The organism is Flectobacillus longus, assembly GCF_030056705.1.
GTDB lineage: Bacteria > Bacteroidota > Bacteroidia > Cytophagales > Spirosomataceae > Flectobacillus > Flectobacillus longus.
Map to the genome: position 1 here is coordinate 347,830 of NZ_JASHIC010000001.1, position 26,636 is coordinate 374,465.

General features: G+C 36.1%; 21 protein-coding genes and 2 tRNA genes. 10 read left to right on the forward strand and 13 right to left on the reverse strand.

The window, feature by feature from the left end; genetic code table 11:
- Positions 1-51: 51 nt before the first annotated feature.
- The 6 genes from QM491_RS01370 to QM491_RS01395 all read right to left on the reverse strand — a co-directional run bounded on the left by QM491_RS01370 (position 52) and on the right by QM491_RS01395 (position 6,309).
- Positions 52-1,245, reverse strand: coding sequence for a hypothetical protein (locus QM491_RS01370; RefSeq protein WP_283325462.1), 1,194 nt, complete (start codon positions 1,243-1,245; stop codon positions 52-54).
- A 10-nt stretch (positions 1,246-1,255) separates the two neighbouring features.
- Positions 1,256-2,395, reverse strand: coding sequence for a site-specific integrase (locus QM491_RS01375; protein WP_283325463.1), 1,140 nt, complete (start codon positions 2,393-2,395; stop codon positions 1,256-1,258).
- A gap of 26 nt (positions 2,396-2,421) precedes the next feature.
- Entirely contained in the window at positions 2,422-2,973 is a 552-nt protein-coding gene (locus tag QM491_RS01380) for a helix-turn-helix domain-containing protein (RefSeq protein WP_283325464.1), read from the reverse strand.
- A gap of 242 nt (positions 2,974-3,215) precedes the next feature.
- Complete coding sequence (gene mnmE / locus QM491_RS01385; protein WP_283325465.1) at positions 3,216-4,574, reverse strand: tRNA uridine-5-carboxymethylaminomethyl(34) synthesis GTPase MnmE; 1,359 nt, start codon at positions 4,572-4,574, stop codon at positions 3,216-3,218.
- A gap of 100 nt (positions 4,575-4,674) precedes the next feature.
- Entirely contained in the window at positions 4,675-4,959 is a 285-nt protein-coding gene (locus QM491_RS01390; protein WP_166549551.1) for an SCP2 sterol-binding domain-containing protein, read from the reverse strand.
- A 345-nt stretch (positions 4,960-5,304) separates the two neighbouring features.
- The gene (locus QM491_RS01395) at positions 5,305-6,309 is read right to left on the reverse strand and encodes an oxygenase MpaB family protein (RefSeq protein ID WP_283325466.1); all 1,005 of its coding nucleotides are present in this window, start codon (positions 6,307-6,309) and stop codon (positions 5,305-5,307) included.
- 178 nt (positions 6,310-6,487) lie between these two features.
- On the opposite strand from QM491_RS01395, the gene QM491_RS01400 reads away from it, so the two are divergent.
- Positions 6,488-6,925, forward strand: a complete 438-nt coding sequence (locus tag QM491_RS01400) for an FKBP-type peptidyl-prolyl cis-trans isomerase (RefSeq protein WP_283325467.1) — start codon at positions 6,488-6,490, stop codon at positions 6,923-6,925.
- Positions 6,926-7,031: 106 nt separating this feature from the next.
- Here QM491_RS01400 and QM491_RS01405 read toward each other — a convergent pair whose 3' ends face one another.
- From QM491_RS01405 to lpxK, 4 genes are all read right to left on the reverse strand, one after another.
- Positions 7,032-10,046, reverse strand: coding sequence for a PD-(D/E)XK nuclease family protein (locus QM491_RS01405; RefSeq protein WP_283325468.1), 3,015 nt, complete (start codon positions 10,044-10,046; stop codon positions 7,032-7,034).
- Between the two features lie 168 nt (positions 10,047-10,214).
- The gene (locus QM491_RS01410) at positions 10,215-10,796 is read right to left on the reverse strand and encodes a MiaE family protein (protein ID WP_283325469.1); all 582 of its coding nucleotides are present in this window, start codon (positions 10,794-10,796) and stop codon (positions 10,215-10,217) included.
- Positions 10,797-10,904: 108 nt separating this feature from the next.
- Complete coding sequence (locus tag QM491_RS01415; RefSeq protein ID WP_283325470.1) at positions 10,905-12,878, reverse strand: putative porin; 1,974 nt, start codon at positions 12,876-12,878, stop codon at positions 10,905-10,907.
- Positions 12,879-12,929: 51 nt separating this feature from the next.
- Complete coding sequence (lpxK, locus tag QM491_RS01420) at positions 12,930-13,988, reverse strand: tetraacyldisaccharide 4'-kinase (RefSeq protein ID WP_283325471.1); 1,059 nt, start codon at positions 13,986-13,988, stop codon at positions 12,930-12,932.
- Positions 13,989-14,357: 369 nt separating this feature from the next.
- Between lpxK and QM491_RS01425 the strand changes: the two genes are divergently transcribed.
- The 3 genes from QM491_RS01425 to QM491_RS01435 all read left to right on the forward strand — a co-directional run bounded on the left by QM491_RS01425 (position 14,358) and on the right by QM491_RS01435 (position 16,871).
- On the forward strand, positions 14,358-15,452 hold the full coding sequence (locus QM491_RS01425) for an o-succinylbenzoate synthase (RefSeq protein WP_283325472.1): 1,095 nt from the start codon (positions 14,358-14,360) through the stop codon (positions 15,450-15,452).
- 151 nt (positions 15,453-15,603) lie between these two features.
- Positions 15,604-16,008 carry a hypothetical protein gene (locus tag QM491_RS01430; protein WP_283325473.1) on the forward strand — a complete coding sequence of 135 codons (405 nt, stop codon included), beginning with the start codon at positions 15,604-15,606 and terminating at the stop codon, positions 16,006-16,008.
- A 59-nt stretch (positions 16,009-16,067) separates the two neighbouring features.
- Complete coding sequence (locus tag QM491_RS01435; RefSeq protein WP_283325474.1) at positions 16,068-16,871, forward strand: L,D-transpeptidase family protein; 804 nt, start codon at positions 16,068-16,070, stop codon at positions 16,869-16,871.
- Between the two features lie 220 nt (positions 16,872-17,091).
- Here the strand turns inward: QM491_RS01435 and hemF are convergent, their stop codons facing one another.
- Both hemF and QM491_RS01445 read right to left on the reverse strand, forming a co-directional pair.
- Positions 17,092-17,988, reverse strand: coding sequence for an oxygen-dependent coproporphyrinogen oxidase (gene hemF, locus QM491_RS01440; protein ID WP_283325475.1), 897 nt, complete (start codon positions 17,986-17,988; stop codon positions 17,092-17,094).
- A 154-nt stretch (positions 17,989-18,142) separates the two neighbouring features.
- Positions 18,143-20,734: a penicillin-binding protein 1A gene (locus QM491_RS01445; protein ID WP_283325476.1), complete on the reverse strand. Its 2,592-nt coding sequence runs from the start codon at positions 20,732-20,734 to the stop codon at positions 18,143-18,145.
- Positions 20,735-21,145: 411 nt separating this feature from the next.
- Between QM491_RS01445 and QM491_RS01450 the strand changes: the two genes are divergently transcribed.
- Both QM491_RS01450 and QM491_RS01455 read left to right on the forward strand, forming a co-directional pair.
- Positions 21,146-21,233: transfer RNA gene (locus QM491_RS01450), tRNA-Ser, on the forward strand.
- A 115-nt stretch (positions 21,234-21,348) separates the two neighbouring features.
- A complete protein-coding gene (locus tag QM491_RS01455) occupies positions 21,349-22,611 on the forward strand; it encodes an IPT/TIG domain-containing protein (protein ID WP_283325477.1) in 1,263 nt (420 codons plus the stop codon).
- Positions 22,612-22,823: 212 nt separating this feature from the next.
- Here QM491_RS01455 and QM491_RS01460 read toward each other — a convergent pair whose 3' ends face one another.
- Entirely contained in the window at positions 22,824-23,270 is a 447-nt protein-coding gene (locus tag QM491_RS01460) for a hypothetical protein (protein ID WP_283325478.1), read from the reverse strand.
- A 272-nt stretch (positions 23,271-23,542) separates the two neighbouring features.
- Here QM491_RS01460 and QM491_RS01465 point away from each other — a divergent pair, with 272 nt between their 5' ends.
- From QM491_RS01465 to QM491_RS01480, 4 genes are all read left to right on the forward strand, one after another.
- Positions 23,543-24,142, forward strand: coding sequence for a TetR/AcrR family transcriptional regulator (locus tag QM491_RS01465; protein ID WP_283325479.1), 600 nt, complete (start codon positions 23,543-23,545; stop codon positions 24,140-24,142).
- Between the two features lie 51 nt (positions 24,143-24,193).
- Positions 24,194-24,940 carry an SDR family oxidoreductase gene (locus QM491_RS01470; protein WP_283325480.1) on the forward strand — a complete coding sequence of 249 codons (747 nt, stop codon included), beginning with the start codon at positions 24,194-24,196 and terminating at the stop codon, positions 24,938-24,940.
- Complete coding sequence (gene fabF, locus QM491_RS01475; RefSeq protein ID WP_283325481.1) at positions 24,937-26,181, forward strand: beta-ketoacyl-ACP synthase II; 1,245 nt, start codon at positions 24,937-24,939, stop codon at positions 26,179-26,181. Before QM491_RS01470 ends, fabF begins: the two co-directional genes overlap by 4 nt.
- 209 nt (positions 26,182-26,390) lie before the next feature.
- A tRNA-Ser gene (locus QM491_RS01480) sits at positions 26,391-26,478 on the forward strand.
- Positions 26,479-26,636 lie beyond the last annotated feature (158 nt).

Here is a 26,636-nt window from a genome sequence, read left to right on the forward strand (position 1 = left end):
TCAATACCCATAAAGCGTTTGGTGTATAAATGGTGTATGATTTTTTTACATTTATTTATTTTTTCTTCTCATATCTTCATTTTGATAAGGATAATTTTGAGAAGGACATATAATTTTACCCCTATTAGGAATACCTCTACCTCTATTTAGTATATCCAAAGCCGTACTCTCATTAATCCTTTTTACGATTTGTTTCTTCTCATATTCAAAATTATGAACAAGCCAATTCATTATCTCCGTTTTATTGTTTGTGATTTTGCTATTGTAGTGTAATCTAAGAAAAAGCTCAATTAGAAGATTTTGATTGCCATAAAATAAGAGTTTACCAGTTATTGGATTTCCTCTAAGCAATTCTTCAAGCATATCCTGCCCTCTGATTATATTGTTACTTAAAGATGCGGTCAACTCTGGTATTATATCAGATAAAATATTAATCCTTGGTGTAAGTTCTTTTTTTTCTACTATTTCTCTTTGAGGTTCATCATTAACTTGAGTTCGTATTTCCTCATCTCTTTGAGGTTCATCATTAATTTGAGTTTGTATCTCATTATCATTTCCATCCTGTTCAAGCATTTTAATGCTTTCATTGATAAACCCTTTAAATAGAAAATATTTGGCATAAATAAATTCGGTCGTGTTATCAGGAGTATGAACAGATTTTATAGGATTTTTATCATAGAATCCCTGTTTTAGTCTTGCATATTCTACCTCATTTTGATACTGAAAATAAATCGCTAAGTATTTTTGATAATCATAATCCCCCTCTTTTATATGAATGATTTTAGGGAACTTCGAAAGTCTTTGTTTAACTAGGTTATCATATTCTTCTAACTCCTTTAAGGCTAATTTTAGGCTTGATACATCCTTATATTCAATGAAATCTAGGATTCTCTCGGTTGTACAGAAAAAATTTAATAGTCTTTTTGAATTATGCTTTAAATACCATGAGGTATATTTTGGATTTGACTCAAATTCTTTAAAAAAGCTATCATATAGCTTGAGAGGTATAAAAATAGAGGTCAATACATCTTTAGAATATTCAAAAAGACCTATTGCCTTTATAAGTTCTTTCTGCATACCAAAAGCGCTTCTCTTTGTAGGTGTTACACCATTATATTCCCCAAACTTATCTCTTACTTTTTGAAATACATTTTCATCCATTAGACCATACCAATAATCTAAACGCTTATCAATTTCTTTAATTTTTGAAAGTTCATTCTCGATTTGCTTAAAATCTAACTTCATAGTACAGTTCTTATAAGTCTAGTTTAATTTTATTTGTCGCCTCTCTCTTTTTCTCATCTACAACCTTTGCATAGATTTGAGTATTTCTTAAACTTTTGTGACCTAAGAGTTTGGACACTGTATATAACTCCGTGCCTTCAGATATTTGAATGGTTGCAAAAGTATGCCTAAAGCAATGAAAGGTTATGTGCTTAGTTATATTAGCTTCGTTTACCCATTTTCTTATGATTTTGTTCATAGTAACAGAGTACTTTAATCCCTCAAAAATTTTGCTATTATCCTGTTTAGGCACACCTAAGAAACTGTAAGCGCTTGGACTTATAGGCAAATATTCTTTATCATTGGTTTTCTTTTGCACGTATTCAATTGAATAACCTCTCTCACTTTGATGAATATTACTCCAAGTTAATTTTTCTACATCCGAGTATCTTAACCCTGTCAGGGCAGAAAAAAGAGATGCTCTTTTAATTACTTCAGATTCACATGGCGTATTTAATAGTAATTGAAGCTCCTCAAGTTCTAAAAACTGTCTTTGTGCTTCCTTCTCTTTGATAGGTCGTAATCTTTTGCTTATATCTTCTTTCAAGAACCTATCTCTAAAGGCTTGGTTCAAGGCTGTTCTAAATTTGGTATAATACGAGAGAGCAGAGTTTTGTGATAACAGTAACTTAGAATTACCTCTTCTTTTAGCAGATAAAAGATACTCTCTGAAAGAATCACAAAAGCTTTCATTCAAATTAGAGAAAGTCAATATTCCTCCTGTAAAATCTCTAAGATGCTTGTAAGCAGATAACCAATTTTCATAATTAGAACCTTTACGTTTAGCGACTAAAGATTTAAAGTATTCTACAAAGTTTCTTTCTCCTATCTCTTTGTATTTCAAAATCTCTTTTTCTTGTTCGCTGTAGATTTCAGGTTTGTTAAAATAGTTTTCACGGGACGCTCTTATTTGCTCTGCAAATGACAATGATTCTTTATTCTGCTCTCTTTCAAGTGTATTTTTGGGTTTTTCGATAATGTATCTTTTTAAAAACTCCCTTCTAGTCTTTACACCCGTTTGAGGGTCTATAATTTCAGGGTAAAAGTCTAAATACAAACTCATTCGTCCCTTTGTTATAGCTTTTTGTCGAACTGTTACTTTAATAGCCATTGGTGTATTTATTTAAAGTTTAGGTTTTAACTCAATAATGAATCAATTATTGATTTTGGAATAAATGAAAACTTACCTTGCTTGATTTTAGGTATATTATTTCTTTTGATAATCTCGTACAAGGCTTTTTCCGAAATACTATACTTTTCTAATGTCTCAGAAATCGTGTAGCACTCCGATAACTCAAAATTTTGTTCTTTCTTTTCCTCTGGTTGGGCTTCAGTAAGTTCGAACAACTTATCAATATCTACCCTCCTAACCCTAGTGATTCTTTGACCTAAATTCACGGCTTTGATTTTACCTGTTTCTATGTAGTAATAGGCAGAACGTACAGAGCAATTGAGGAGGCTTGCAACTTCCTTGACTGTTAAAAACTCTTTAGCCTTCAAAACCTCAATTGGCTTAATCTTTACTTCGAGAGTTTCTTTGTTGCTCTTCTCTATTTTCTTCTCTTTTACTTTTTCCTTGTAAGCTCTGCTATTACACTTGTGAGAACAGTATGCAGTAGTAGTAGTTTTGGCGGTAAAAGTAGTACCGCAATACTGGCAAATCCTTTGTATCCTTATGTTAGTACTCATTTTGTATCATTAAGTATCATTAAGTATAATTAAGTTAATTTAAGTGCAATTAAGCGCAAAAAAAATGGCGAAATTATCAAATTCACGCCTCCTCTTTAAATGAGGTACAAATAAGGTACAAAAATAATATAAAAACACAATAGACAAAACAAAGTAACGATAAACAACACAACAAAAAAAAGCCCTGAAAATCAGAGCTTTACTATTTTTACTTTGTGATATTTATGACTTATTTTGTGCGGTTACTTTCCAATACAGAATTTAGAGAAGATATTAGCCAATAAATCATCCGTAGTTATCTGCCCTGTAATTTCACCTAAGTGATGGAGTGCAAAACGAATATCTTGAGCGAGAAAATCGCCTGTAATACTGTTTGACAAACCTTCTAATACATGATTCAAAGATTCGCTGGTTTGCAATAAATGTTGATAATGGCGTAGGTTAGTCACAACGGTATCTCCTGCTTTGATTTCCTTGGTTTTGACTTTTTGAACCAATGTTTTCTGTAAGCTTTCGATATTCTGGTTTTCAGAGGCAGAAATCCAAATGATGGCTGGGTAGGCTTTTTCAAATTCCTGCTTTTGGTTTACACTTAGCTTATCTTGTTTGTTTCCAACTAATACATAAGGAGCGTTAAATGATTGTATTTGCTCTTCGATTTCTTTCAGACTAATTTCTGAGGCATCAAACAAATAAATAATCATGCTTGCTTTTTCCATTTGTTGAAGCGTGCGCTCCACTCCTATTGCCTCGATAGTATCGTTGGTTTTGCGCAAACCTGCGGTATCTATCAAACGGAAACGAATACCTTCGATAAACAGCTCATCTTCAATAACATCGCGGGTAGTTCCTGCAATATCCGAAACGATGGCTTTTTCTTCGTTCAATAGTCGATTTAGTAAGGTTGATTTACCAGCATTAGGCTTGCCCACAATTACAGTTGGTACACCATTTTTGATCACATTTCCCATCTCAAAACTATCAATCAAAGGTACTAATACACTTTGAATTCGATGAATCAATTGACGTAAATCGTCACGGTCAGCAAACTCTACGTCTTCCTCGCCAAAGTCTAATTCAAGCTCAATTAGCGAAGCAAAATGAATCAAAGATTCTCGTAGTTGCGCAATTTGTTTCGAAAATCCTCCTCTTATTTGATTAATAGCCGTTTGGTGCGAAGCCTCCGAATCTGATGCAATCAAATCGGCTACGGCTTCGGCTTGTGCCAAATCAAGCTGTCCATTCAAAAATGCACGTTGTGTAAACTCTCCTGGATTAGCCAAGCGAGCACCATTTTTCAATAAAAGCTTAAGAATTTTCTGAATAATATAATCAGACCCATGACACGAAATCTCGATGGTGTCTTCTCTAGTGTATGAAGTGGGTGCTTTAAAAAGCGATATGAGAACTTCATCTACAATCAAATTTTGGTCGTCACGAATGGTACCAAAATGAATGGTATGCGAAGGTTGCTGATGAAGATTTTTACCTTTAAATATTTTTTGAACTACGTCGATGGTCTGAGGACCCGATACCCGAATCACTCCGATGGCTCCTACTCCTTGCGCTGTGGCTAATGCACAAATGGTATCTTGATTCATGAATGCGTTTTTAATCGTTTGGTATGATTGCTTTTGCTAACCATAACGCAAAGTTAAGCATAAAGGGTTTCTTATCATACCAAACGATTCCGCCAAAATCTTAGAACAAAGATTGTAGCTTCATGGCAATAGACATATCTCCTGCAATTTTGATTTTACCAAACATTACAGCCGTCATTGGATTGAGTTTGCCTGTCATCAATTCTGCCAAATCACTTGCTTTTACAGAAATGGTACAATCTGCAGGTGAATCTGTATTAGTCACAACGCCATCCGCTGAAATATGGATGTTTCCTTGGTCTGTAGCAAATTTGATAGAGTTTCCTAAACCACCTTTTTGAGATGCTAGGCTAGAGATTTTGTCAAAAATTTCAGAAAAGTTCATTTGTATATATGATAAAAGGTATTGATTGCTTTGAAAATAAAATTATTATGCAAGCATACGAATTTTAATTGTAAAATCAAAATAGAGGGAGACAGAAGTGGTGGAGACACAGAGAAGGAACAAAGTGGCAGAGGCACAAAGGCACAGAGTGGGTTAAAATAGTTTAAATAAGAACTCTGGATAACAACTTTACCTCAATATCTTTGCTATCCAAAAACACTTTGTCTCTATCTGCCTTCGTTCCTCTGCCACTCAAAAAAACCTTTACCCCTCAGCCACTAAAAACACTTTGCACCTTTGTGCCTTTGCCACTTCACAGCCTTTGCCACTCAAAAAAACACTCCCTCAAACCCCAAACACCGCCTTAACAGGAATAAAAGGCACTAATCTTTCTTCTAAAGGATTATTCGGAATTTGGAGTAAATCTGCTACTTCCTTTCCTAATAAATGACGCATAAAGGCACTTGGAATGGTTTTCAATAATGGATTCTCTATAAACTCTTCCAATGCTTTTAGAAGCGATTTTGTTAGACCAATTCCTTCTTCTGAAGTTCGAAATTGTCGTTTGGCTATAGCTTTTGCGAGTACAAAAGCCTCACGAAGATTTTGTGGCAACAACCCTATATCCACACCCATCATGACATTAATAACATTCCAAGTATGTAGGTATGCCTCAGCTTCTTGAACGGTGAATGAAAGATTATTTTTGCGCATTCCCACAATCACAATATAGCTAAAGGCAAGATTGGTTCCAGCCATATCCTCTTGGTTTACAGGCAATCCCCAATCCTTGGCATTCCAAGTTTGATGGTGTAAAGTAAAAAAACGGATAGAAGCATGCATAAGCCGAACTTTCAAAATACGCAACATTGCGATTGGAATACCAGCTTCTGAGATTTTCCATTGTTTTGGATTTAATACCCCAAAAACAAAACTGCCCGTCTCCTCTAAACGTTTTCTGGTGTCTTTCCCAATCCGCTCTGACATCCATAAAACTTTCGCCCCATCTGCACCTGCGTAACAGTACGGCAATGACAAACAACCCAACATTAAGGCAATATCAGCTTGGTGTTTTTGGGCAAAATCTAAACCTCTTTGGAATTCTCTTTCTTGGTAAAAAGAAGGAAAAGCAGCATTTTCTTGAAAATACTTTTGCACAAAATCTAACTGATTTTTCCAATCAAAATCTTCTTTGACTAGCCATTGAAAAAAGGTTCTTAATCCTGTAATTCCAACTTTTTCAAATACAGATTGAATGCAATTATCCGCCAGCTGATCGCCTCTTTGACGGGCGTCAGCTAGCATCTGATTTGAAAAATATCTGGTAGACTTTATTGCTTGTTTTTTCATAGAATTAAATCTATTTGTCTGTTTTGAACCAAGAAAACACGACTTTGGTTATTTCAGTAATTTAACAGACTGTAATCCTTTTTTGTTTAAAGGTATTCATAAAAGGAAAGTTTGTAATTTTGTATCGCCTTAGGGACATTGATTTTGAAGCATTTTTCATTTAATAAATTTTTATCACATGAACATTTTTGAGCGTCAGCGTGCACAACTTCGTGAAGTTTTAGAAAACGAAATCGCTAGAGGTAAAGCATTTTTGGAAGAAAACAAAAAAAGACCAGAGGTTATCGAAACTCCTAGTGGCTTACAATATGAAGTATTGGTAGAAGGTACTGGTCCAAAACCATCAGGTCCTACAGCGAAAGTTTTGACACATTACCACGGTACAACTATCGACGGTGTTGTTTTCGATAGTAGCGTTTTGCGCAACGATCCTATTTCTTTTGGTTTGCACCAAGTAATTTCTGGCTGGACAGAAGGTTTGCAATTGATGCCTACAGGAAGTAAATACAAATTCTATTTGCCACATAACTTAGCTTATGGCGAACGTGGTGCAGGTCCAGACATCCCTGGTGGCGCTGTGTTGATTTTTGAAGTTGAGTTGTTGAAAACCAACTAGAACTTTTTGTAATTGTGAATGGTGAATTGTGAGTTATGAATCAGGAAAATTAAATTAATAATCTTTCATTCACTATTCACAATTCATCATTCAAAACTCCCTCCTCCTATCTTCCACAAATTCGTTTGAAATCGCAATAAGTACATATATCTCTATCTTCTGTACGAGAAAATGGAATTTCTGGGTTCAGTAATTTCCCCAAAAATTTAGCTAAATATTGTTCTGACGAAATCATAAATTCTTCAATGGTTTCATCATCCGAAAACTTAAAATCTTGTTCTAATAAACCTGCTTCAATATTTCGGAAAGAGTAAATTCCTGAAACTACCTTATTTTCATCTGCCTTCAACCTTGTCCCTCTAATACTCAAGCCATACTGTGTCATCATTCTTTTCAGAATCATGTATTTATACAACCAAAGCTGACGAAGCTTACCTTTATCTGATTCTTCTAACAAAATTTCATCAATTAAGTCTGTCTTTACTTTCAAATCTTCGGATTTTACTAAACCTGTTTTGTAGTCAATTACTCGCACCGTCCGACCATAGATACGATCGATACGGTCGATGCGACCTGCCAATTTAAAAGGGATTGTTCTACCATTTACTTCTACTTCTAATCCTACCTTGAGTGTTTTCTCAGCATCTAGTAGTTCAATCGGAAAGGATTCATTGGCTATCTGAAATTTCAAAAACTTCTTAACCAAAGTTTCACCCACTTGATACAAAATGTAGTTTTCACCTTCGGTCATTCGAAGTCCAGGATTGGTTTGTTCAAATGATTTTTTGAGATAGGAATCTATATTTTTCAATACAAACTCTAAATCTGATTGCTGAATAATGCCATCTGTTTTTTCGATAAGGTCATCTCCTTGCAAAAATGCTGTATCTATATTTTCAAAAGTTTTGTGAATCCAGTTACCAAATGAATCAGAAGCCAGCTTTTCGGCTACTTCCTCCTCTGGCGCAATACCTGCGACTTTGTTGAAATAATACTGCATTGAACAGTCCACAAACTGATTAATATGCGAAGGATAGATACCCCGCTCGTTAATTTCCTGTTCAATCATCGCGAGCATATCGGGCGTTTTCTCAATTTTTAGACCGCTTTCCTCCTCCTCTGCTGTAATTTCTGTCTCAAAGTTGACTTGATTTTGGGTAATATTCAAGTTCGGGTTGAGGTGACGAAGCTCGTGTTCGATTTGCAAAATAAAGCGACTTTTTTCGGCTGCTCCATACGTATCCGAAGGCAAAACATGTACTAATACCACCTCTTTGGCTCTTTGTAAAAGTCTAAAAAAGTGATACGCCATAACAGCATCAGCGTGATTATGCGTTGGTAAATTAAACTGCGGGTCAGACAAAGCCTCGTAAGGAATGAGCGTATTTTGTCGCTTGCCTTGTGGTAAAACGCCTTCGTTGACCGATAAAATAATCAATCTTTCAAAATCCAACGTTCGGGTTTCGAGCATACCCATAATTTGTAAACGTTGGTCAGTTTCGGACTCGAAAGGGATTTTGGTTTGTTTGATTAGTTCGTACAAAAAGGTCTTGAAACTTTTGATAGAAACGGATTCTCCTCGTTCTGCCAAAATCATTTCCATACGTTGTAACAGCAAATAAAACTGATACAAATATTCATTTTCGACTGCATCTTGGCGCTCACGATACACCTCTCGTAATAAGTCAATAAGTGCATAAAACTGCTCAACAGCCTTTTTAGGTTTTTGGTCCCAGTGATTAAAGACAATATTGAAAAGTCGGTCATCTTGCCCCATTTCCTTCAATTCTTTCGAGCTTAGGAAAACTTTATTATGAACAGTAATATCGCGTAAAGTCTGACGAATTGGATTTTGTAATGGTTCATTTTCGGTAAGCTCTTCTATCAAAGGATAATGCATTGCCTCATATCTTCGTACAAATGGATGATTAAGAATACGAACTACCTGTCGGTACGAAAATTTAGGAATACGTTTGGATTCACCTTCTGCATTTTTAAACTCCACCAAATTGCGTTGCATTTCAAACATAGCATCGATGAGGGTAAAAAGCATCGAGTTTTTGAGCGAAAGCCCCATCGTAATATTCAGATTGGCAACATCTTTTCCGAGCGAGTTCATCACTGGTACCAGTAGGTTTTCGTCACCCAACACGATGGCCGTTTGAGTTTGTCCTTCTATCTGTTGATTCCAATCTGCATAGATTTTCCCTGCGACTTTGGCTTGCATTGAAGCATTGGCAACGCCTATGATTTGTACATTTTTTTGACCTTTTAGCAACTCATTTGACACCCAATTCCATTCGTTATTGAATAGCGGTAATTCGTCAGGCATATTATTCCCAGTCCGATAGTCCCGTAACCAGTTTCCTGCTTTTTGATCTTTGTTAGTCAGATAATAGGCATCCGAATCCCAAAGGGTTTCTGCAAAAAAATCATTCCCTTCTTTTCTTTTCAATAAAGAGCGAATGATTTTTTCTTCAGCATTTGAAAGTGCATTAAAACCCACAAAATAGTATTTTTTATGTTGTGGATTATCCAACAAATAAGTGCCCACGTGCTCGGCTAATTCTCGATACGCCATACCACGATATACCAATCCTTTTTCACGCAAACGAGCTTGTAAAAGATTATACACTTCATGAATATTTTCGAAAAGCTTAAAATAACGATCGGTACGTTCGGTGCTTTTAAGGCGGTCACGTTGAGATTCGCCCAATTGCATTTGCCAGCGTTCCAAGGCTTTTGCCTCGGACATAAAACTAAAAAGCTTTTTGGGTTCGACGAGATATTGGTCTATTTTATCAAAATCATTCAACAAGGTTGGAGCCCAAGTCATAAAGCGTTCAAAAACAACCAAAGGATCAATTGTTTTGAAAACATCATATAATTCGAACAATAAAGCCACTGGATCTATTTGTTTTAGACCCGTCACATTCATCACAAAATCGTCGATTGCCATCACATCAGGCGCCAAAAATGGAGCTTCAGCCTGATTGGCGAGAGCTTGTTTGAAATACAAAACCCCACGTCGTGATGGAATAACGATACAAATATTACTAAGTTGGTGAATACTGTGTTTTTGAAAAATATGAGCGGCCGCTTTTTCGAGAAAGGTTTCCATGGAGTAGTGTTTAAGTTTTTTTTAGGTGAAAGTTATTAGAAGTGAGGGGGGAAGCTGTAAGTTTTGAGTTGTGAATGTAAAACTTTTACACTTACAACTCATAATTCACATTTAATTTTGGTCTATTTTAGCCAAGGACAAATCATCACTTACAACTCATGACTCCACTTAATGAACTCTATCACCTCGAATTTCTAAATTCGTGATAATATTGGCCTCTATCTCGAGCCACTCATTCCAACGTTGTTTTACATATTCTGCTGGAAGATATTCTTTGGCAAGGTCTATAAAATTAACATAATGACCTGCCTCAGAAATCATTAATTCATGATAAAACTTTTTCAAAGACTCATCCTGAATCTCTAGAGATAATATTCTAAAACGCTCACAACTACGAGCTTCAATAAGCGCATTGATAAAAAGTCGCTCTCCCAACTGCTGTTCTTGCGTTCCTCCGTGACGGATACTGGCATTCAACTGGATTACATATTCGTCTTTACGCGGTTTACCAAGAGCCAAGCCTCTTTTTTCGAGTTCACGAATTACCATTCGAAAATGAGCCCATTCTTCCGAAACAACTGGCATCAGTACTTCTCTTAACTTTTCTCTTTCTGGATATTGAATAATCAATGAAATGCAAGAAGACGCTGCTTTTTGTTCACAATAGGCATGGTCAATGAGGATTTCAGCGATATTTTTTTCGGCAATATTTACCCAACGAGGGTCAGTCGGAAGCTTAAGGCCAAGCATGGAAGTTTAAAATTAAGTTTCTTTAGCAAAAGATGTTGATTATTAGTCGTATATCAGTTAGTGATTGTTATTCGCCCTCAAAATGCTCTTTTGTATACAGTCGTTAAATTAATCAAACAAGAGCCATCTTACCCCAAAACCAAAGGTACGTCCCATTCCAGCGTATCCTGGGGCAATATAGTAACCATTTGAACCTAGCAATCGATGATTGGCATGTGATAATTTAAAAAATACACGCACACGGTTGATTCGCATATCAGCAAAAATATCTGCTTGAAAATTACCATTCAAATACTGGTTATCCTGTAAATAAAACTGCTGCGTAGCTGGCATATAAGCATCGCCATAATAGCCAGACTTATAATAAAGCTCCAATCCAGCTTGAATATAGAGCACTTTGGCATACAAAATATCCAACGCCAAACGTGAGTTAATCGTAATGGCTGGCATACGAATCAAATCCGAACTCTTGGTGTAAGCCCAATAAATATTGTTGATATTGGTAAATTTCCCAGACTGAAAACCCACTGTCCCACCTGCTCTAAAAATGGCAATTGGGCTACCAGTTGACTGCTTGACAACTGCTTTTTGATCAAAATAAATGTAGTTGTCTATCGTCTGAAAACTTGCAAATGGACTAAATATAACGTTCTTTATTTTTATGGTACCATTGGCATAAAAACTTAATACTTGTAAGTTTTTCAACTGGTTTGCCTGCGAAACCGTATCATTTAACCATCTGTAGGAGCTATTGTACATATACTGCTGCGCCAACGTTGGCACATTTCTAAAGAAGGTTCCACCAAAGTTGAGCCATTTGCCCCTCAATTCTGCATTCAATCGATAGCCACTTCCTACGTGATATTCGCCCTCTGCAAAAAATCTTGTACTATCTTTTAAATATTGATTAAGCCAAACTCCTACAAAGTTTTCACTTCTACTCAGTTTATCATTATTCAACAAATTGGTATAATTCAAGATTCTTTGTCGAAAATGAAGACGATAATTAAAGCCCTTGTAAAAACCTTTTATCCCAGATTTATGCTGAAATGTACTCGAACTAAAGCCATTGTATAGGGTATCTGTAGACGCAGGGCTATTCAAATAACTTGAAGCATAAAATTTATTGGTCAAGCCAGTTGAGTAAACTTTATCTAAAAACTGTACTTTTCTACTCTCATAATCCAAGGTTTGGAAGATTTGAAAGGCTTTATATCCTGCATATTCATGATATACATGGACGTTATTCCAGGTATCACGGCTATTGGCACTAGTCAAAATGGCATTATTGTCGTCGTACAAGAGCAATGAATCGTACGAAACACCATTACGAGCTACACCACCCTCATCGATAATATTATGGTCAAATCTGTTGAGATAGCCCATAATGGTATATTTCTTATTTTTACTCTGATAGTTCGAATGTAGCATAAACTCCCAATGACCGATAGCATTAGGAGTCGACCCTGTAGTAGTTGTCCCCCCTACCAAGGGTTTAGTAGAAGTAATTCTATGCAAAGTCAAGCCCACATTCCAGAGCGAATCTATGTTTCGATTAAAATCAAAATCTAGAATATCTTGCCCCTTACCTGCTGTCACATAATATATGTCCGAAAAAGGAGATCGGGTGTTGTAATATTTGACATCTTTGGGCTCAATAGCATAAAATGAATAGGCATCATAGCCAATTTTAGTACCCAGTTGGTCGGGAGCTTGATAAAACAATGGTCTAGATGCAGTACCCAAAAGACCTAAATCTACTTGCGTATTATTACGTTGTAAGATTGGACTATAATTATGAAAACCCTTCAACAGAGTATCTATTGTATATAGCTTCTTACGATTATTGAATACGTCCTCTTCCAAGAAGTATCTACTAGAAGTAGGCCCATAAATTATCTTGGTAGAATCGTCTAATCCGCCTTTTTGATTGGTCTTTTTTTGTTGAGTTTGAGCTTGAGGAAAGCCATTATTGTTCCCTAACCCCGCCGTAGAAAAAGTATTACTGGTGGTAGTTTGAGAAAAAATACTGCTCGAAATCAGCAGTCCAAGTACGAGTATAAGATATTGCGATGTTTTCACCCTGCAAAATTAATCCATTATCCGAATCCTTCGGTATAATATCTGTGAGAATTAAGATATAGGCATTTGACAATGATTCAAAATCAGCTCGTCAAACTGCTTTTTCTGATTGGCGTCAAAACCAATTTGAATAGGTAAATAATAGAAAAGATGCTGTTTATCAGGAAAGTCTGCCAAAAGTGGTTTTATTTTAACCATGTCTTTTTCTGTCATTAAAACCCCTTTTGCTCCTGTTTCTGCTTTTTCAAGTATTGTTAAAACTTTTTCAATATCGGCTTTAGTATATGAATAATGGTCTGGATAAACTACATTTTCAATTATTTCAAAGGTTTTTTTTGCATAATTTTCAAACAACTGAGGTTGTGCAATACCAGATAACAAAACCACTTTATTGGGTATCTGAAGTACCCAATCATCTATACAAGAAGTTACCTCACCATATTGTATTGTCGAAAAAAACACAGGACTAACTTCATTCAAATAAGGCTTCAATTTTTGGACAAAACCTTGTTGCTGAGCTTTGCCAAAGTTGTCAGGGCATTTAGAAACGATAATAATATCAGCGCGCTTGAGTCCGCTTCTGTTTTCTCTCAAACGTCCCGCAGGAAAAGGAAAATCTTTAAAAATAGGTCGTTGAAAATCAATCAAAACAATATTTAGAGAGGGTTTTATAGCTCTGTGTTGAAAAGCGTCGTCTAGTACGATTACCTCAGGATGTACTCCTGTCATAAGTTCGGATACGCCTAAAACTCTTTTTTCGGAAACGGCTACAGAAATTTGATGTCCAAATTTTTGATAAAACTGCATAGGTTCGTCGCCCAAGTCCTCAGCCGTAGAATGTGGATTTGCTAACAAATACCCTTTTGTTTTACGACCATAGCCTCTACTTAGAGTTGCAAGCGAATAATAAGGTTGTAGTAGTCGAATCAAATATTCTACATGGGGACTTTTGCCTGTTCCACCAACAGTAATATTACCTACATTGATAACGGGTAAACCAAATGATTTTGACGATTTTATACTCCAATCAAAAAGTAGATTTCTGAAAGAAGTAATCCAACCATATAGTATCGAAAAAGGTCGTAATAGACCTATTAGTATAACATTCATAAATTAATTAAGCATCGATTTTTAAATAAATTCATTTATTTGACCGATTTTACAAGACAAAATTCTGAAAGAGTAACGACTTTTTACTAATTTCACCTCCCTTTTAAGAAAGTTTAACGAGTGTAAGGCGAAACAAATTTGGACAATATTCTAAAAGTCAAGTTATTACAAAGTAAAAAAATCGTAAATTGAATTTTAATTTTTTACTTCGTAACCACGCCAAGTAGATTTTCGGAGGGCTTGCTTTATGATAATTGAAGAATTTATTAAATAACCTCTAAGGTCTTCATATTATCTACCTTTTGCCAATATAATAGTCATCAACCAAACGGAGCATTCTCCTATTTGCGTCCTTATTAATACATAAAAATGAGTCTCAAAGCGGTCTTTTCAAAACATACACTCCACTTCAAATTTGAAGCAGGAACGTCGAGGGGTGTTCTAACGGAAAAAGATAGTTACTTTATTAAAATTTTTGATACCGAAACCCCTAGTGTTTTCGGCTTGGGGGAATGTGCGCCTTTGAAAGGACTCAGTATCGACGATCGACCCGATTTTGAGCTTCAATTATTAAGCATCTGCGAGTATTTCAACACCCTTGATTTAGAAGTTTATTCTTGGAATTTAAGTATTATTTTAGACCAAGTTCTTGATAAGTCCTTTCCTTCTATCGTTTTTGGCTTCGAAACTGCCATGCTAGACTTATTGAATGGCGGCAAAAGAGTGATTTATGACAACGCTTTTCACCAAAATCAACGTAATTTACCTATTAATGGACTGATTTGGATGGGCGATAAGGAATTTATGCTTCGCCAAATTGATGAGAAATTAGCATCGGGCTATACTACCATCAAAATGAAAGTAGGCGCTATTGATTTTGAGAAAGAATGTGAGCTTTTGAGCTATATCCGTAAGCATTTTTCCAAAGATGAAATCACCCTACGTGTAGACGCCAATGGAGCATTTGGACTTGATACAGCACTCGAAAAACTCAAGCGACTGTCTGAATATGACCTTCATTCAATTGAGCAGCCTATCAAACAAGGGAATAGTGAAATAATGGCTGAGCTATGTCAAACTTCTCCTCTGCCTATTGCACTCGACGAAGAATTAATCGGCATGAAGGAATATCCTGAGAAATATAAATTACTCAAGAAAATCATGCCTCAATATATTATCCTCAAACCATCGTTGGTGGGAGGATTCCAACAATGTAGAGAGTGGATAGAAAATGCCAACCGACTCAAAATTGGTTGGTGGATGACTTCAGCGCTTGAGTCAAATGTTGGGTTAAACGCCATTACGCAGTTTGCCGCCGAATTTGCCAACCCACTTCCACAAGGTTTGGGTACAGGGCAACTGTATCATAACAATATTCCTTCGCCATTAGTTATAGAAAAAGGATTCATGACTTATCAAGCCGAAAAACCTTGGGATTTATCTATTCTTAACTTTTTGGTATAGACGATTCAGCGAAATTTTTCAATTTATGCTATTAGGTTAAAGGTCATTTGTTATTTTTGTGAAATTTCTTTTATCTCAAGTATCTTAAAAAACTTGAAATAATACCCGAACCTAGTTTCGGAAAAAGTCAAAACACGAAACATTCCCAACAATGGATTTGCAAAAATTAGACGAAGCTTTACTAGCCCTATTCGAGAAAAGAGTAGAATTGAGCCAAATGGGCTACGACCACGCTAGCTATGATGACATTGAAGAAGAACTTCACGATTTGGAAGATGACTTCAACGACGAATATGGAGACTTTTTAGAAGGAATCTTGAAAGAAGTACACGATGAATATTGTCCAGAGTCTGACGTATTATTACCAACAGCTTACCTAGCGAAGAAATTCGTGGTAACGGCCGATGGCGCTATCGAAGTCGGAAGAGATGCAGGCGTTGAAGTTGAGTTTGTTGACGATCCAGTCGCAAATGCTCGTCTGATATTGCTGCCTAGTCCTACTCGTATCGTATTTATCGTAGGAAAACAAAAGAAAATCGTTTGGAAAGCAGAATAGAATGTAAGGTTACAATAATGAGAACGATTAAAATATTTTTTAACTAAAACAGATTCCCATTGCGTAACGTTAAATTAATCAGCACTTTAGCTTCTATTTTCTTGACAACAGCATTTATGGTAGAAGATTTCAAGGCATTGCAATTGAAATATGACCGAGTACAAACCGCTTATGACCAAAAATCAGAAGCGGTTTTTGCTTTATTAGCCTCCAAACATTTACAGCCCAGCCAATTAGAGTTGTATTTTAGAGCTATTAAAAATGAAAAAATACTGGAAATTTGGGGTAAAAATCGTACAGATGAGTCGTTTCAGCATATAACCAATTATGCCTTTGCGGGTTATTGTGGATCTTTAGGCCCTAAAAGAAAAGAGGGTGATATGCAAATTCCTGAAGGATTTTATCATATCAATCGTTTTAACCCTGCAAGTAGCTTTTATCTCTCCTTAGGACTAAATTACCCTAATGAATCTGACCGAATTTTGAGTAACAAACTCAAACCTGGATCTGATATATTCATTCATGGCACCAATGTAACTTCAGGTTGTATTCCTATTACCGACGAGAAAATTAAAGAAGTATATATTTTGGCAATCGAAGCTAGAAATGCTGGTCAAGAAAGAATACCAGTCGATATCTATCCTGCCAGATTGGATGAGAAATCATTTGATGAGTTAAAAACGTACAGTAAAAGTCCAGAATACATCGAGTATTGGCGTCCTTGGCTTGGCAACAAAGTCATCAATAGTGATGCTATGCAACAGTTTTGGGTACAACTACAGCCTCGTTATCAGTATTTTGAATCTCACAGACAGCTGAAGACATTTAAGGTAACAGGAAGCGGGAAATATAGCTATTTATAATTTGAAAATTTGAAAATGAAGTATTTTAAAATCGATTATGAACTTTGAACTAGATTGAATATCTTAAAAAAAAAGGCTGTTGATTTCGTAGAAATTAACAGCCTTTTTTTTAAGATATTCGAAGGGTACTTATCATTTTTAAACACGCTATCTCTCAAATTTTTTAATTTGGTTATAAAATCATTTTCAAATCTTCAAATCACCAAATTTTCAAATTATCCTACACCCATTCCATTCCTTTTTTCAATAGAGAAAGTGTACGTTCTTCCTCAGAACCTTCTTCGGCTTGGTAATTATAGACCCATTGAGCCATAGGAGGCATACTCATCAAGATAGATTCGGTACGACCGTTGGTTTCCAAACCAAACTTCGTTCCACGATCATGCACCAAGTTGAACTCGACATAACGACCACGACGAAGTGCCTGAAATTCCTTCTCACGCTCGGTATAAGGAATATCCTTGTTCTTATTCATGTAATAGGTATAAATCGGCGCAAAAGCCTCTCCTATCGATTTTACAAACTCAAATAACTGATTTTTATCTCTTGTTTCATCAATTTTTTGATAGTCAAAGAAAATACCGCCAATCCCACGAGTTTCATTGCGATGAACATTAAAGAAATAATCATCTGCCCAAGTTTTAAATTTTGGATAATACTCAGTATTATGCTTATCACAAACATCTTTTAATTGCTGATGAAACCATTGGGCATCTTCGTCCACGATATAATGTGGAGTCAGGTCTATGCCACCGCCAAACCAGAACACGCCATTACTCATTTCGAAATAACGTACATTCATGTGAATAATTGGCACCATTGGACTTTGTGGGTGAATAACGATAGATACCCCCGTAGCAAAAAAATCTACTTTTTCTTTCAGACCCATTGAAGCCAACATTTTCTCATGTAAGTCGCCCCATACTGCCGAGAACATAACGCCACCTTTTTCGATAACATTCCCTTGTTGAATCACTCGACTACGACCTCCGCCACCAGCTTCGCGAATCCATAAGTCTTCATGAAATTTAGCAGAACCATCCGCTTGTTCTAAAGCAGCACAAATTTGGTCTTGTAAACCTTCGAAGTATAGTTTTATTTCCTCTTTAGTAACCATTTTATTGTTGTTTTCACAAAGGTAATAGGCACAGGGTATTTTTTAGCGCTAAACTAAAAAATACCCTGTGCCTATTATCGCTTTGTTTAATATACCATGCTTTCTGAAGTGTAAAGCAAATTTATTTTATTCAAATCTTCAGTATTGACCTTTTTTAGTTGGTAGAATCAGGTTTTACCTCGACACCACTACCTGAGCCACTGCCCAAAGAATCAGTCGAAACGGCAGTACTGTCATTACTAGCACGGCTTTCGCCCCACCAATTTCCAGTACAATTAAACTGTTTGGTAAATTTCTTTTGGTCTAATTTTTCAAAAGGTACAGGATGATACTGTTGTAAGTCGGCATCGCCTTTGACCTTAAGCATAAATCGGCGATACAATGGCATTGCTGTCTTGGAGCCTTCACCATAAGCCCCTGTTCGGAAGTGAATCGAGCGGTCATCACCTCCGACCCAAACCCCAGTGACAAGGTTATGAGTCATGCCCATAAACCAACCATCAGAGTGATTAGAGGTAGTACCTGTTTTACCAGCAAATGCAGGCGCATATCGGTTTTTTTCAGGTAATAATTTTGCACCATCCCCCCACAACAAGCTGCTACCAGTACCTCCTTCATAGATAGTACCTTGTAACATATTGAGTAATAATTGCGCAGATTCTTTTTTAATCACTCTCTTAATCTGAGCGTCAAAATGTTGGATTACGTTACCATTTTGGTCTTGAATTTCAGAAACCAACAGAGGTTCTGCATGAATTCCTTCATTGACAAAAGCCGAATATGCACCAACCATTTCATATAACGAAACGTCAAATGAACCCAAGCCAATGGAAGCCACTGGGCGCAATGGGCTTTCGATACCCATCTGTTTGGCATAATACATGACAGTATCTGCCCCAACTTCATCCGTCAATCTAGCAGTAATGGAGTTAATAGATTTTGCCAACGCACGCTTGATAGGCATAGTTTGATAGCTAAAATGCCCATCAGCATTGTTAGGACGCCAAGTTTTTATTTCACCTTTTTCTTCTACTTCTATTTCAAAAGGCTCATCTTTCATCTCATAGCATGGTGCTAGGTCTTTTGGCCCATCTATTGCTGCGGTATAAACAAAAGGCTTGAAGGTAGAACCAGGCTGACGTTTCCCCTGTTTGACGTGATCATATTTGAAATACTTAAAATCCAAACCACCCACCCAAGCTTTGATATGTCCTGTAAAAGGATCCATCGTCATCATCCCTGCCTGTAAGAATTTCTTGTAATATTGAATAGAGTCGTAAGGGGTAATTTCCATTTGTTCTTCGCCACCTGTATTTCGTGAATACACCCACATCTTACGCTTCACTTTCTTCATATAATACCAAACAGAATCTTGATTGGTAGGAAAGCGCTTTACCAAAGATTTATAATATTCGGTACGCTTGGCTACAGTATCAATAAACCCTGGGATTTCATTTCCTTTTTCATCTACCCAAGGATTTTTACCTGACCAGTGTCCATCAAAAGTTTTCTGAATATTGCGCATTCCTTCCGAAACTGCATCTTCGGCATAAGTTTGCAAACGAGAATCAATTGTAGTAATGATTTTTAGACCATCACGATACAAGTCAAGTTCGATTTCATTTTTAGCTGCCCATTCATTTAGATATTTGGCAACAGCCACTTTAAAATAGTTCCCAGTCCCATCATAAGGCGACTCCTCATGTTCTTTCAACACAATTGGTAATGTTGCCAACGAATCATACTGATTTTGCTTTAAGAAACCATATTTTACCATTTGAGACAAAACTACATTTCTTCTTTTCCAAGATTTGTTTTCATCCAAAGGTTTATTTTTATATTTGATGGGATTGTAGGTAGTAGTTGCCTTTTGCATACCAACCAATACTGCAGCCTCTTGAATATTTAAACTATCAGGAGAAGTATTAAAATAGCGTTTGGCTGCGACTTTAATTCCATACGAATTGCTACCAAAATCAACCGTATTTAAGTACCACAAAATGATTTCGTCCTTGGTATAATAACGTTCTAATTTAATAGCCGTAAGCCATTCTTTAGTCTTGATAATCAAAGTCTTCACTCCTGGAACTACACCAAGTAATCCTTTTTTGGTAATACCTTCTTTCTTACGAGTTTTAAAAAGGTTTTTGGCCAACTGCTGAGTAATAGTACTACCACCACCACGTTCGCCACCTTTCAAAATACCAATAGCCACACCAAACATAGCACGATAATCAATCCCAGAGTGCTCATAAAAACGAGCATCTTCGGTCGCAATCAAAGCCTTTACTAAGTAAGGAGAAAGCTCTTTGTAATTTTTAATAGGAGTTCTATTTTCTTGAAAAAACTTACCTAATAAAACACCATCAGCAGAGTATATTTCAGAAGATTGCGAAAGTTTAGGGTTTTGTAATTCACCTACCGAAGGCATCTCTCCTGTAAGCCATAAAAAGTTATTTTCAATCGTAAAAATAAAGAAAACACCTGCAAAGACTGTCCAAGCAAATGCCTTCCAAAGTTTACGAACCAGAAGATAATATTGTGCTTCTTTATCTACTCCTAGTGAATCGAGTAGTTGATTTTTCTTTTCTTCGTATTGGTCTTGAATAGAGTTAAATTGTTGATAGAAAGCAGCAAGCTTCTGTTTTCCAAGAACTTTCTCTAATAATAGGTTTGGCAGAAACCAAATCAGTCGAAAAAGTTTAACTCCAAGATTTTTAAGGAATTGACCTAATTTATTTATCATATACTTTTCTGTCTGGGAAAAACGAATGACAAGTTACAATAAAAGTGGCAATACTTCCAAGTCTAAACGTAGCATTGAGGGTATAATTTAAGCTCCTTTTAAGCTCATTCAACAAGAATGTATTCTCAGAGCAAAAATCCCTTTATCAACAGTCAGGAACAATCTTGAATAATTATGCTTAGAGTATTTCTAAAAGTCACTCATCAGAGATAATTTTTTAGAAAAATCATCTTATCATATCCAAAACCTGCTTAGAAAAAGCTTTCCAAACAGTTTTTTTAAGTTTTTTTTATCTCTTATCTGCCTGAAAATCAAAGACAGGGAATTTCTATTCTTATTTTATTTTACTTTTTTTACAAAACGAATTTGGAGGCAAAGTAAAAAAAGACTAATTTTGCATCATCAAAACACAGAGAGCTGGCAGAGTGGTCGATTGCGGCAGTCTTGAAAACTGTTGACTGTAACAGGTCCGGGGGTTCGAATCCCTCGCTCTCTACCAAGAAAAGCCCACCATTACGGTGGGCTTTTTTGTTTTTAGCCCATAGTTAAAACTAATTTACTTATCTTGGGACCTAAATATCTGAATCTTAACATCTATACTAACTTATTTTACCATGAAAAAGTATCTATACTTCATTGCTTCAATTACACTTTTTAGTTCTTGCAAACTGGCGGAATACCCCAATAGTTTAGTTACCCCATCTATTAAAAATGTATCACAAACTAATCTGCATTTCGGCGACCAAATCACGATAACAGGTGAAAATTTTGACGAAATCAAATCTAATAATCAAGTCCATTTGAGTGGTGTGGAGGCGACCATAGTAAATGCTTCAAAAACCACACTTACTGTATTAGTTCCTGAGGTAAAGGTCAAAAGAACCACAATTACAGTTAAAAATAAAAATGGAGAAGCAAACTCCGACACTATCAGTTATACTCCTGATGTGTTTCTGGCAGAGGTAGAGAGAGGAACAGAAATGGATTTTTTTAGATTATGGAAAAATGGAGTTCCTTCTCTTATTCTTCAAGGTAACAGCTTTGCTTTTCCCAAACTATACATTAATGGAAATGACATTTATGTAATAACAGGGAAGGGAACGTTTATACCTCCTACAACTTATAAGAGAGCTGCCAAATTACTTAAAAATGGACAAGAAATATACTCATCAAATCTCCCGTACTCTGAGAGCATTAGAAATGTATTGGTAAGTAACGGCAATTTATACTTCACGACTTTCACTTCTGCTCAAGAATTACCTAAAAACAATCTAAATGTTTATAAAAACGGGACAATCATTCAATCCATTACTATATCTAATGGATATCCATGTGATTTTTTGGTTGTCAATAATGATGTATATGTTAGTGCTTATGGGTACAATGGCTCCGAATATTTATGGAAAAATGGTAGTCCTATTAGATTAGAAGGAACGGTTAATATGCCATTTACAACGGTAACAGCAATGAAATATAAAAATGGAGACTTATACATGCTAGGATCGATACGAACTGATATTAATAAGCAGGAACAAAAGCTTGTGTTGTGGAAAAATGGGACTCCTTCTGTCATTGACGAAAATGTATCTCAGAGTGCTGGCTTACAACTCGATGGCAACGATGTGTATATCTCGGCTACCATTCTCAACAATACTTATAGGTTCGGTACAAAATTCTGGAAAAATGGCAAAACCATTGGCGAATATAAAGATTCTCCTGAATCAACAACTTTTAAAGTATTTGATGGTGATGTCTATAGTACAAATCAGAATCCTTCTTTCCCTTACTCTAATTATATGTTTAATTTTGGGCAAATAGTAGTAAGAGAGCAATCAGCTAATTCATTCTCATTTATACTTGATATAGTTGTTAGATAAAATAGTTAATCTAGTTATTACCTATTAAACATGAGTCATCACTAATTTAGCGATTTAGTGATTGAGCGAATGAGTGATTATTTAAAAATTTGTATTCTAGCAGTAGAGACGCAATGATTGCGTCTTAAGCCAAGTTATATCTCGCATAGTAGCATCAAAACTTAGAGAATAATCTCAATCCTAAAAATTCGAGATGACTCATGTTTTTGTTTTTATTTCTTCGCCTTTTTTACAGAGGTATAAATTTTTGAATCCAAATCTTTACTATATAATAACATCACTTGATTCATGGTTCGATTGCCATTCGATGTCCAAAAAGCAACACTTCTATCTGTCATATATTTAATGGTACTATCTGAATAAGGCGTAACCACCTGAATAAACCTATCTCCATAATTACGATACACCTTATTGCCTTGTGAATAGCCCCAAAGTCCTTCTTTAGGTATTTCTTTACGACTTCCATCACGCATAACCAATGTGAGATGCTTGTTAAAAATCCTCCCATTTCTAATCGATTTCAACGACGCTAAGGTATCTCCTTGCTGGGTCTTGAATTGAGTACTCTTATAGTATAACACATACGGATTAACATCTCGTTGACAGGCACCAAACACCAATCCGACTAGCACGATACATAGGTAAGTAAGTGTTTTCATTTTATCCATATTTAGGTTAAAAAGCTTATTATTTGGAAGAAGAAATATCTTTCTGGCTCCTCATTAAAGTTATTTCATTTTATATAAAATACAATAAAAACTTTCAATTATTATATTTTAACAAAAACTAGACCTTATCACAAAAAATAACTCAAATTTATTTCTAAAATAAGTAGGCAAATGTTTGCAAAATAATACCAGTCGGTATATTTTTGTTTTATAATAATTTCAAAGCATTATTATTTAGTAAGAAATTGTATAATTAATAAAATTTGAAGTACCTCCTCATGGGAAAAGCCGAACGTACCAAACAATTTATCATAGAGAAAACTGCTCCTATTTTCAATACCAAAGGTATTGCGGCTACTTCTTTACAGGATATGACAGAGGCTACTGGGCTAACCAAAGGGAGCATTTATGGCAATTTTAAAAACAAAGATGAGGTAGCCCTTGAAGTGTTTCGTTATAATTTGAAAAAAGTAACAAGCATGGTTTCTGAAGAAATTTCACGCCAAACGACTTTTAGAGATAAAATACTTTGCTATCCGAGAATATATGCCAATTTTGGCGACCCTAGATTTCCTGTAGGTGGCTGCGTGATTCTCAATACTGCTATCGAGGTAGATGACACTCTTCCATTTATGTGCGAAGAAGTCGGCAAAGCTATTAATTCATGGAAAAACGTACTTATCTTTTTAATCAATGAAGGGATACAAACTGGTGAGTTTCGTGCTGATAACAATGCAGAAGATTTAGCGCTACAAATTATCGCTACTATTGAAGGAGCTGTTATGCTTACCAAAGTCAGTGGTAAATTAGACTATATGCAAAACCTTATGAAAACCGTTGAAAACTTAATTAACTCACTTTAATTTTTTTACATAAAAATATACCAATCGGTATATTTTAGGATAAATAATCAAATGAAAACAACTGAAAATACCATATTAATTACAGGCGGAGGCTCTGGCATTGGATTAGCATTTGCTAAAAAACTGGCAAAAGAAGGTAATCAAATCATTTTGGTAGGGCGTACTGAAAAAAAACTCCTAGAGGCTAGTGCACAAATTCCTAACGCTCAATATATCGTAGCTGATTTAACAAAAGCTTCTGATGTGGAAACACTTACCTCAAAAATTAAAGCAGATTTTCCAAGTCTTAACTTACTCATTAATAATGCTGGAACTGCTTATGCTTATTCGCTACTTCATGAAAATAGTAAAGCGGTTGACAAAGCTAGTATTGAATTTGAGACTAATTTTTTGAGCGTAGTTCGCCTAACAGAAGCACTATTGCCAGTGTTAGAGCAAAACGCTAACGCTGCCATTGTCAACATAAGTTCGTTGGTATCATTTATTCCCGCTATTGGCTTACCAACCTATTCAGCTAGTAAAGCCGCACTTCACTCCTACACTCAAGTACTGAGAGCAGAATTAAAAAATAAAGGTATTCAGGTATATGAAGTGATGCCTCCATTGGTCAATACCGAACTTTCACATGAAATAGGAGGCGCAGAAAATGGTATTCCGCCAGAGGTAGTTGCCGAAGATTTATTAAAAGCATTGACAGAAGAACAGTTTGAGGTACGCGTTGGATTAACCAATTCTTTGTACCAACTTTATCTTCAATCACCAGAACAGGCATTTACTGCCTTAAATTCTTCTTTATGAAACGTGTAGTAATTACAGGACTCGGAGTTATTTCTCCTTTGGGAAATGATGTTGCGAGTTTTTGGGAAAATAGTCTCAAAGGTATTTCGGGCATTGGACCCATTACCAAATTTGATTCAAGCAAATTTAAAACTCAGATAGCAGGAGAAGTTAAAAATTTTAACCCACTCGACTATTTTGAGAAAAAAGAAATCCGTAAATATGATTTGTTTACTCAATATGCTGTCGCAGCGAGTGAACAGGCTATTCAACAATCCCGATTGAAATTTAGCGATATGACTGAAGCTCAAAGAGCCGAAATTGGCGTAATCTGGGCGACTGGTCAAGGCGGTATGCAAACATTTGAAGACCAATTACAAGAATTCTTTACAGGCGATGGCACACCAAGATTCAATCCATATTTTGTTCCAAAAATGATTGTGGATATTGCGGCTGGCGTTATTTCTATCAGAAATGGTTTATTAGGTCCCAATTATTGTACTGTTTCAGCTTGTGCCTCTTCTAATACTGCTATCATCAATGCCTTGGATACCATCAGACTGGGGCGTGCCAAAGTAATGATTGTTGGAGGCTCAGAAGCAGCTATAACCCCAGGAACAATCGGGGGCTTTGGTGCGGCACAGGCTTTATCCAAAAACAATGTAAGCTCTGCTTCACAACCATTTGATGTTAATCGTACTGGATTTGTAGCAGGTGAAGGCGCAGGAGCTTTAATCTTGGAAGATTATGAATATGCTGTGCAAAGAGGTGCCACAATTCTAGCAGAAATCGTTGGAGGTGGCATGGCCGCTGACGCCTATCACCTGACTGGCACATCGCCCAACGGCTTAGGCGCAAAATTAGGAATGCTCAATGCGCTAAAAGATGCAGGACTAAACCCTGGAGATATTGACTATATCAATGCTCATGCAACATCAACAGGTGTGGGCGATTTGAGTGAGATAAAAGCTATTGCCTCGATTTTCGAAAATAGTGATACGGCAATTTCGGCAACAAAATCTATGACAGGGCACTTATTAGGTGCGGCAGGAGCCATTGAAAGTATTTACTGCGTATTGGCAGTTCAACATGATACGATTCCCCCTACTATGAATGTGACGGAGCTAGATCCAGAGATTCCTCAGAATCTCAATATTGTGCTTGGAGAAAAGTTGGAGAAGCCAATCCGATATGCCTTAAACAATTCATTTGGTTTTGGAGGGCATACAGCCTCCTCTATTTTCAAGAAATTTGAAATTTAGTGAGCATTAGTAGCGAGTTTTTAAGTCCTCGCTACTAACTATTTCAAAAAAAAATTCATTTTTTTCAGGATTTATCCTTCCTCGTAATATTCTGATTACGAAAATACTACTAAAACTTTAAGTGATTTCTTAGGAAATATTTCAATTGAAGTTTCAAAAAAAGTTTGCATCGTATTGTCCAAAAGACTAATTTTGCATCATCAAAACACAGAGAGCTGGCAGAGTGGTCGATTGCGGCAGTCTTGAAAACTGTTGACTGTAACAGGTCCGGGGGTTCGAATCCCTCGCTCTCTACCAAGAAAAGCCCACCATTACGGTGGGCTTTTTTTATGCAGTTGTCTAGTCCTGAAATAGGTTGTCATCCAACCGACTTATTAAATGGAAACAAGTTCAAAAGCGAAACAGAAGCGTAGTCAACGAGATTACAGTATGGCTTTTAAATTACAAGTTATTGC

What these genes read in the sequence shown, in the direction of transcription:
- QM491_RS01470 (WP_283325480.1), top strand. Translation starts at nt 24,194, where the DNA reads ATGAAAACAACTGAAAATACCATATTAATTACAGGCGGAGGCTCTGGC.
- QM491_RS01390 (WP_166549551.1), bottom strand. Translation starts at nt 4,959, where the DNA reads ATGAACTTTTCTGAAATTTTTGACAAAATCTCTAGCCTAGCATCTCAA.
- QM491_RS01410 (WP_283325469.1), bottom strand. Translation starts at nt 10,796, where the DNA reads ATGCTTGGCCTTAAGCTTCCGACTGACCCTCGTTGGGTAAATATTGCC.
- mnmE (WP_283325465.1), bottom strand. Translation starts at nt 4,574, where the DNA reads ATGAATCAAGATACCATTTGTGCATTAGCCACAGCGCAAGGAGTAGGA.
- QM491_RS01405 (WP_283325468.1), bottom strand. Translation starts at nt 10,046, where the DNA reads ATGGAAACCTTTCTCGAAAAAGCGGCCGCTCATATTTTTCAAAAACAC.
- QM491_RS01400 (WP_283325467.1), top strand. Translation starts at nt 6,488, where the DNA reads ATGAACATTTTTGAGCGTCAGCGTGCACAACTTCGTGAAGTTTTAGAA.
- QM491_RS01375 (WP_283325463.1), bottom strand. Translation starts at nt 2,395, where the DNA reads ATGGCTATTAAAGTAACAGTTCGACAAAAAGCTATAACAAAGGGACGA.
- QM491_RS01370 (WP_283325462.1), bottom strand. Translation starts at nt 1,245, where the DNA reads ATGAAGTTAGATTTTAAGCAAATCGAGAATGAACTTTCAAAAATTAAA.
- QM491_RS01395 (WP_283325466.1), bottom strand. Translation starts at nt 6,309, where the DNA reads ATGAAAAAACAAGCAATAAAGTCTACCAGATATTTTTCAAATCAGATG.
- QM491_RS01380 (WP_283325464.1), bottom strand. Translation starts at nt 2,973, where the DNA reads ATGAGTACTAACATAAGGATACAAAGGATTTGCCAGTATTGCGGTACT.
- QM491_RS01425 (WP_283325472.1), top strand. Translation starts at nt 14,358, where the DNA reads ATGAGTCTCAAAGCGGTCTTTTCAAAACATACACTCCACTTCAAATTT.
- QM491_RS01445 (WP_283325476.1), bottom strand. Translation starts at nt 20,734, where the DNA reads ATGATAAATAAATTAGGTCAATTCCTTAAAAATCTTGGAGTTAAACTT.
- lpxK (WP_283325471.1), bottom strand. Translation starts at nt 13,988, where the DNA reads ATGAATGTTATACTAATAGGTCTATTACGACCTTTTTCGATACTATAT.
- hemF (WP_283325475.1), bottom strand. Translation starts at nt 17,988, where the DNA reads ATGGTTACTAAAGAGGAAATAAAACTATACTTCGAAGGTTTACAAGAC.
- QM491_RS01460 (WP_283325478.1), bottom strand. Translation starts at nt 23,270, where the DNA reads ATGAAAACACTTACTTACCTATGTATCGTGCTAGTCGGATTGGTGTTT.
- fabF (WP_283325481.1), top strand. Translation starts at nt 24,937, where the DNA reads ATGAAACGTGTAGTAATTACAGGACTCGGAGTTATTTCTCCTTTGGGA.
- QM491_RS01455 (WP_283325477.1), top strand. Translation starts at nt 21,349, where the DNA reads ATGAAAAAGTATCTATACTTCATTGCTTCAATTACACTTTTTAGTTCT.
- QM491_RS01430 (WP_283325473.1), top strand. Translation starts at nt 15,604, where the DNA reads ATGGATTTGCAAAAATTAGACGAAGCTTTACTAGCCCTATTCGAGAAA.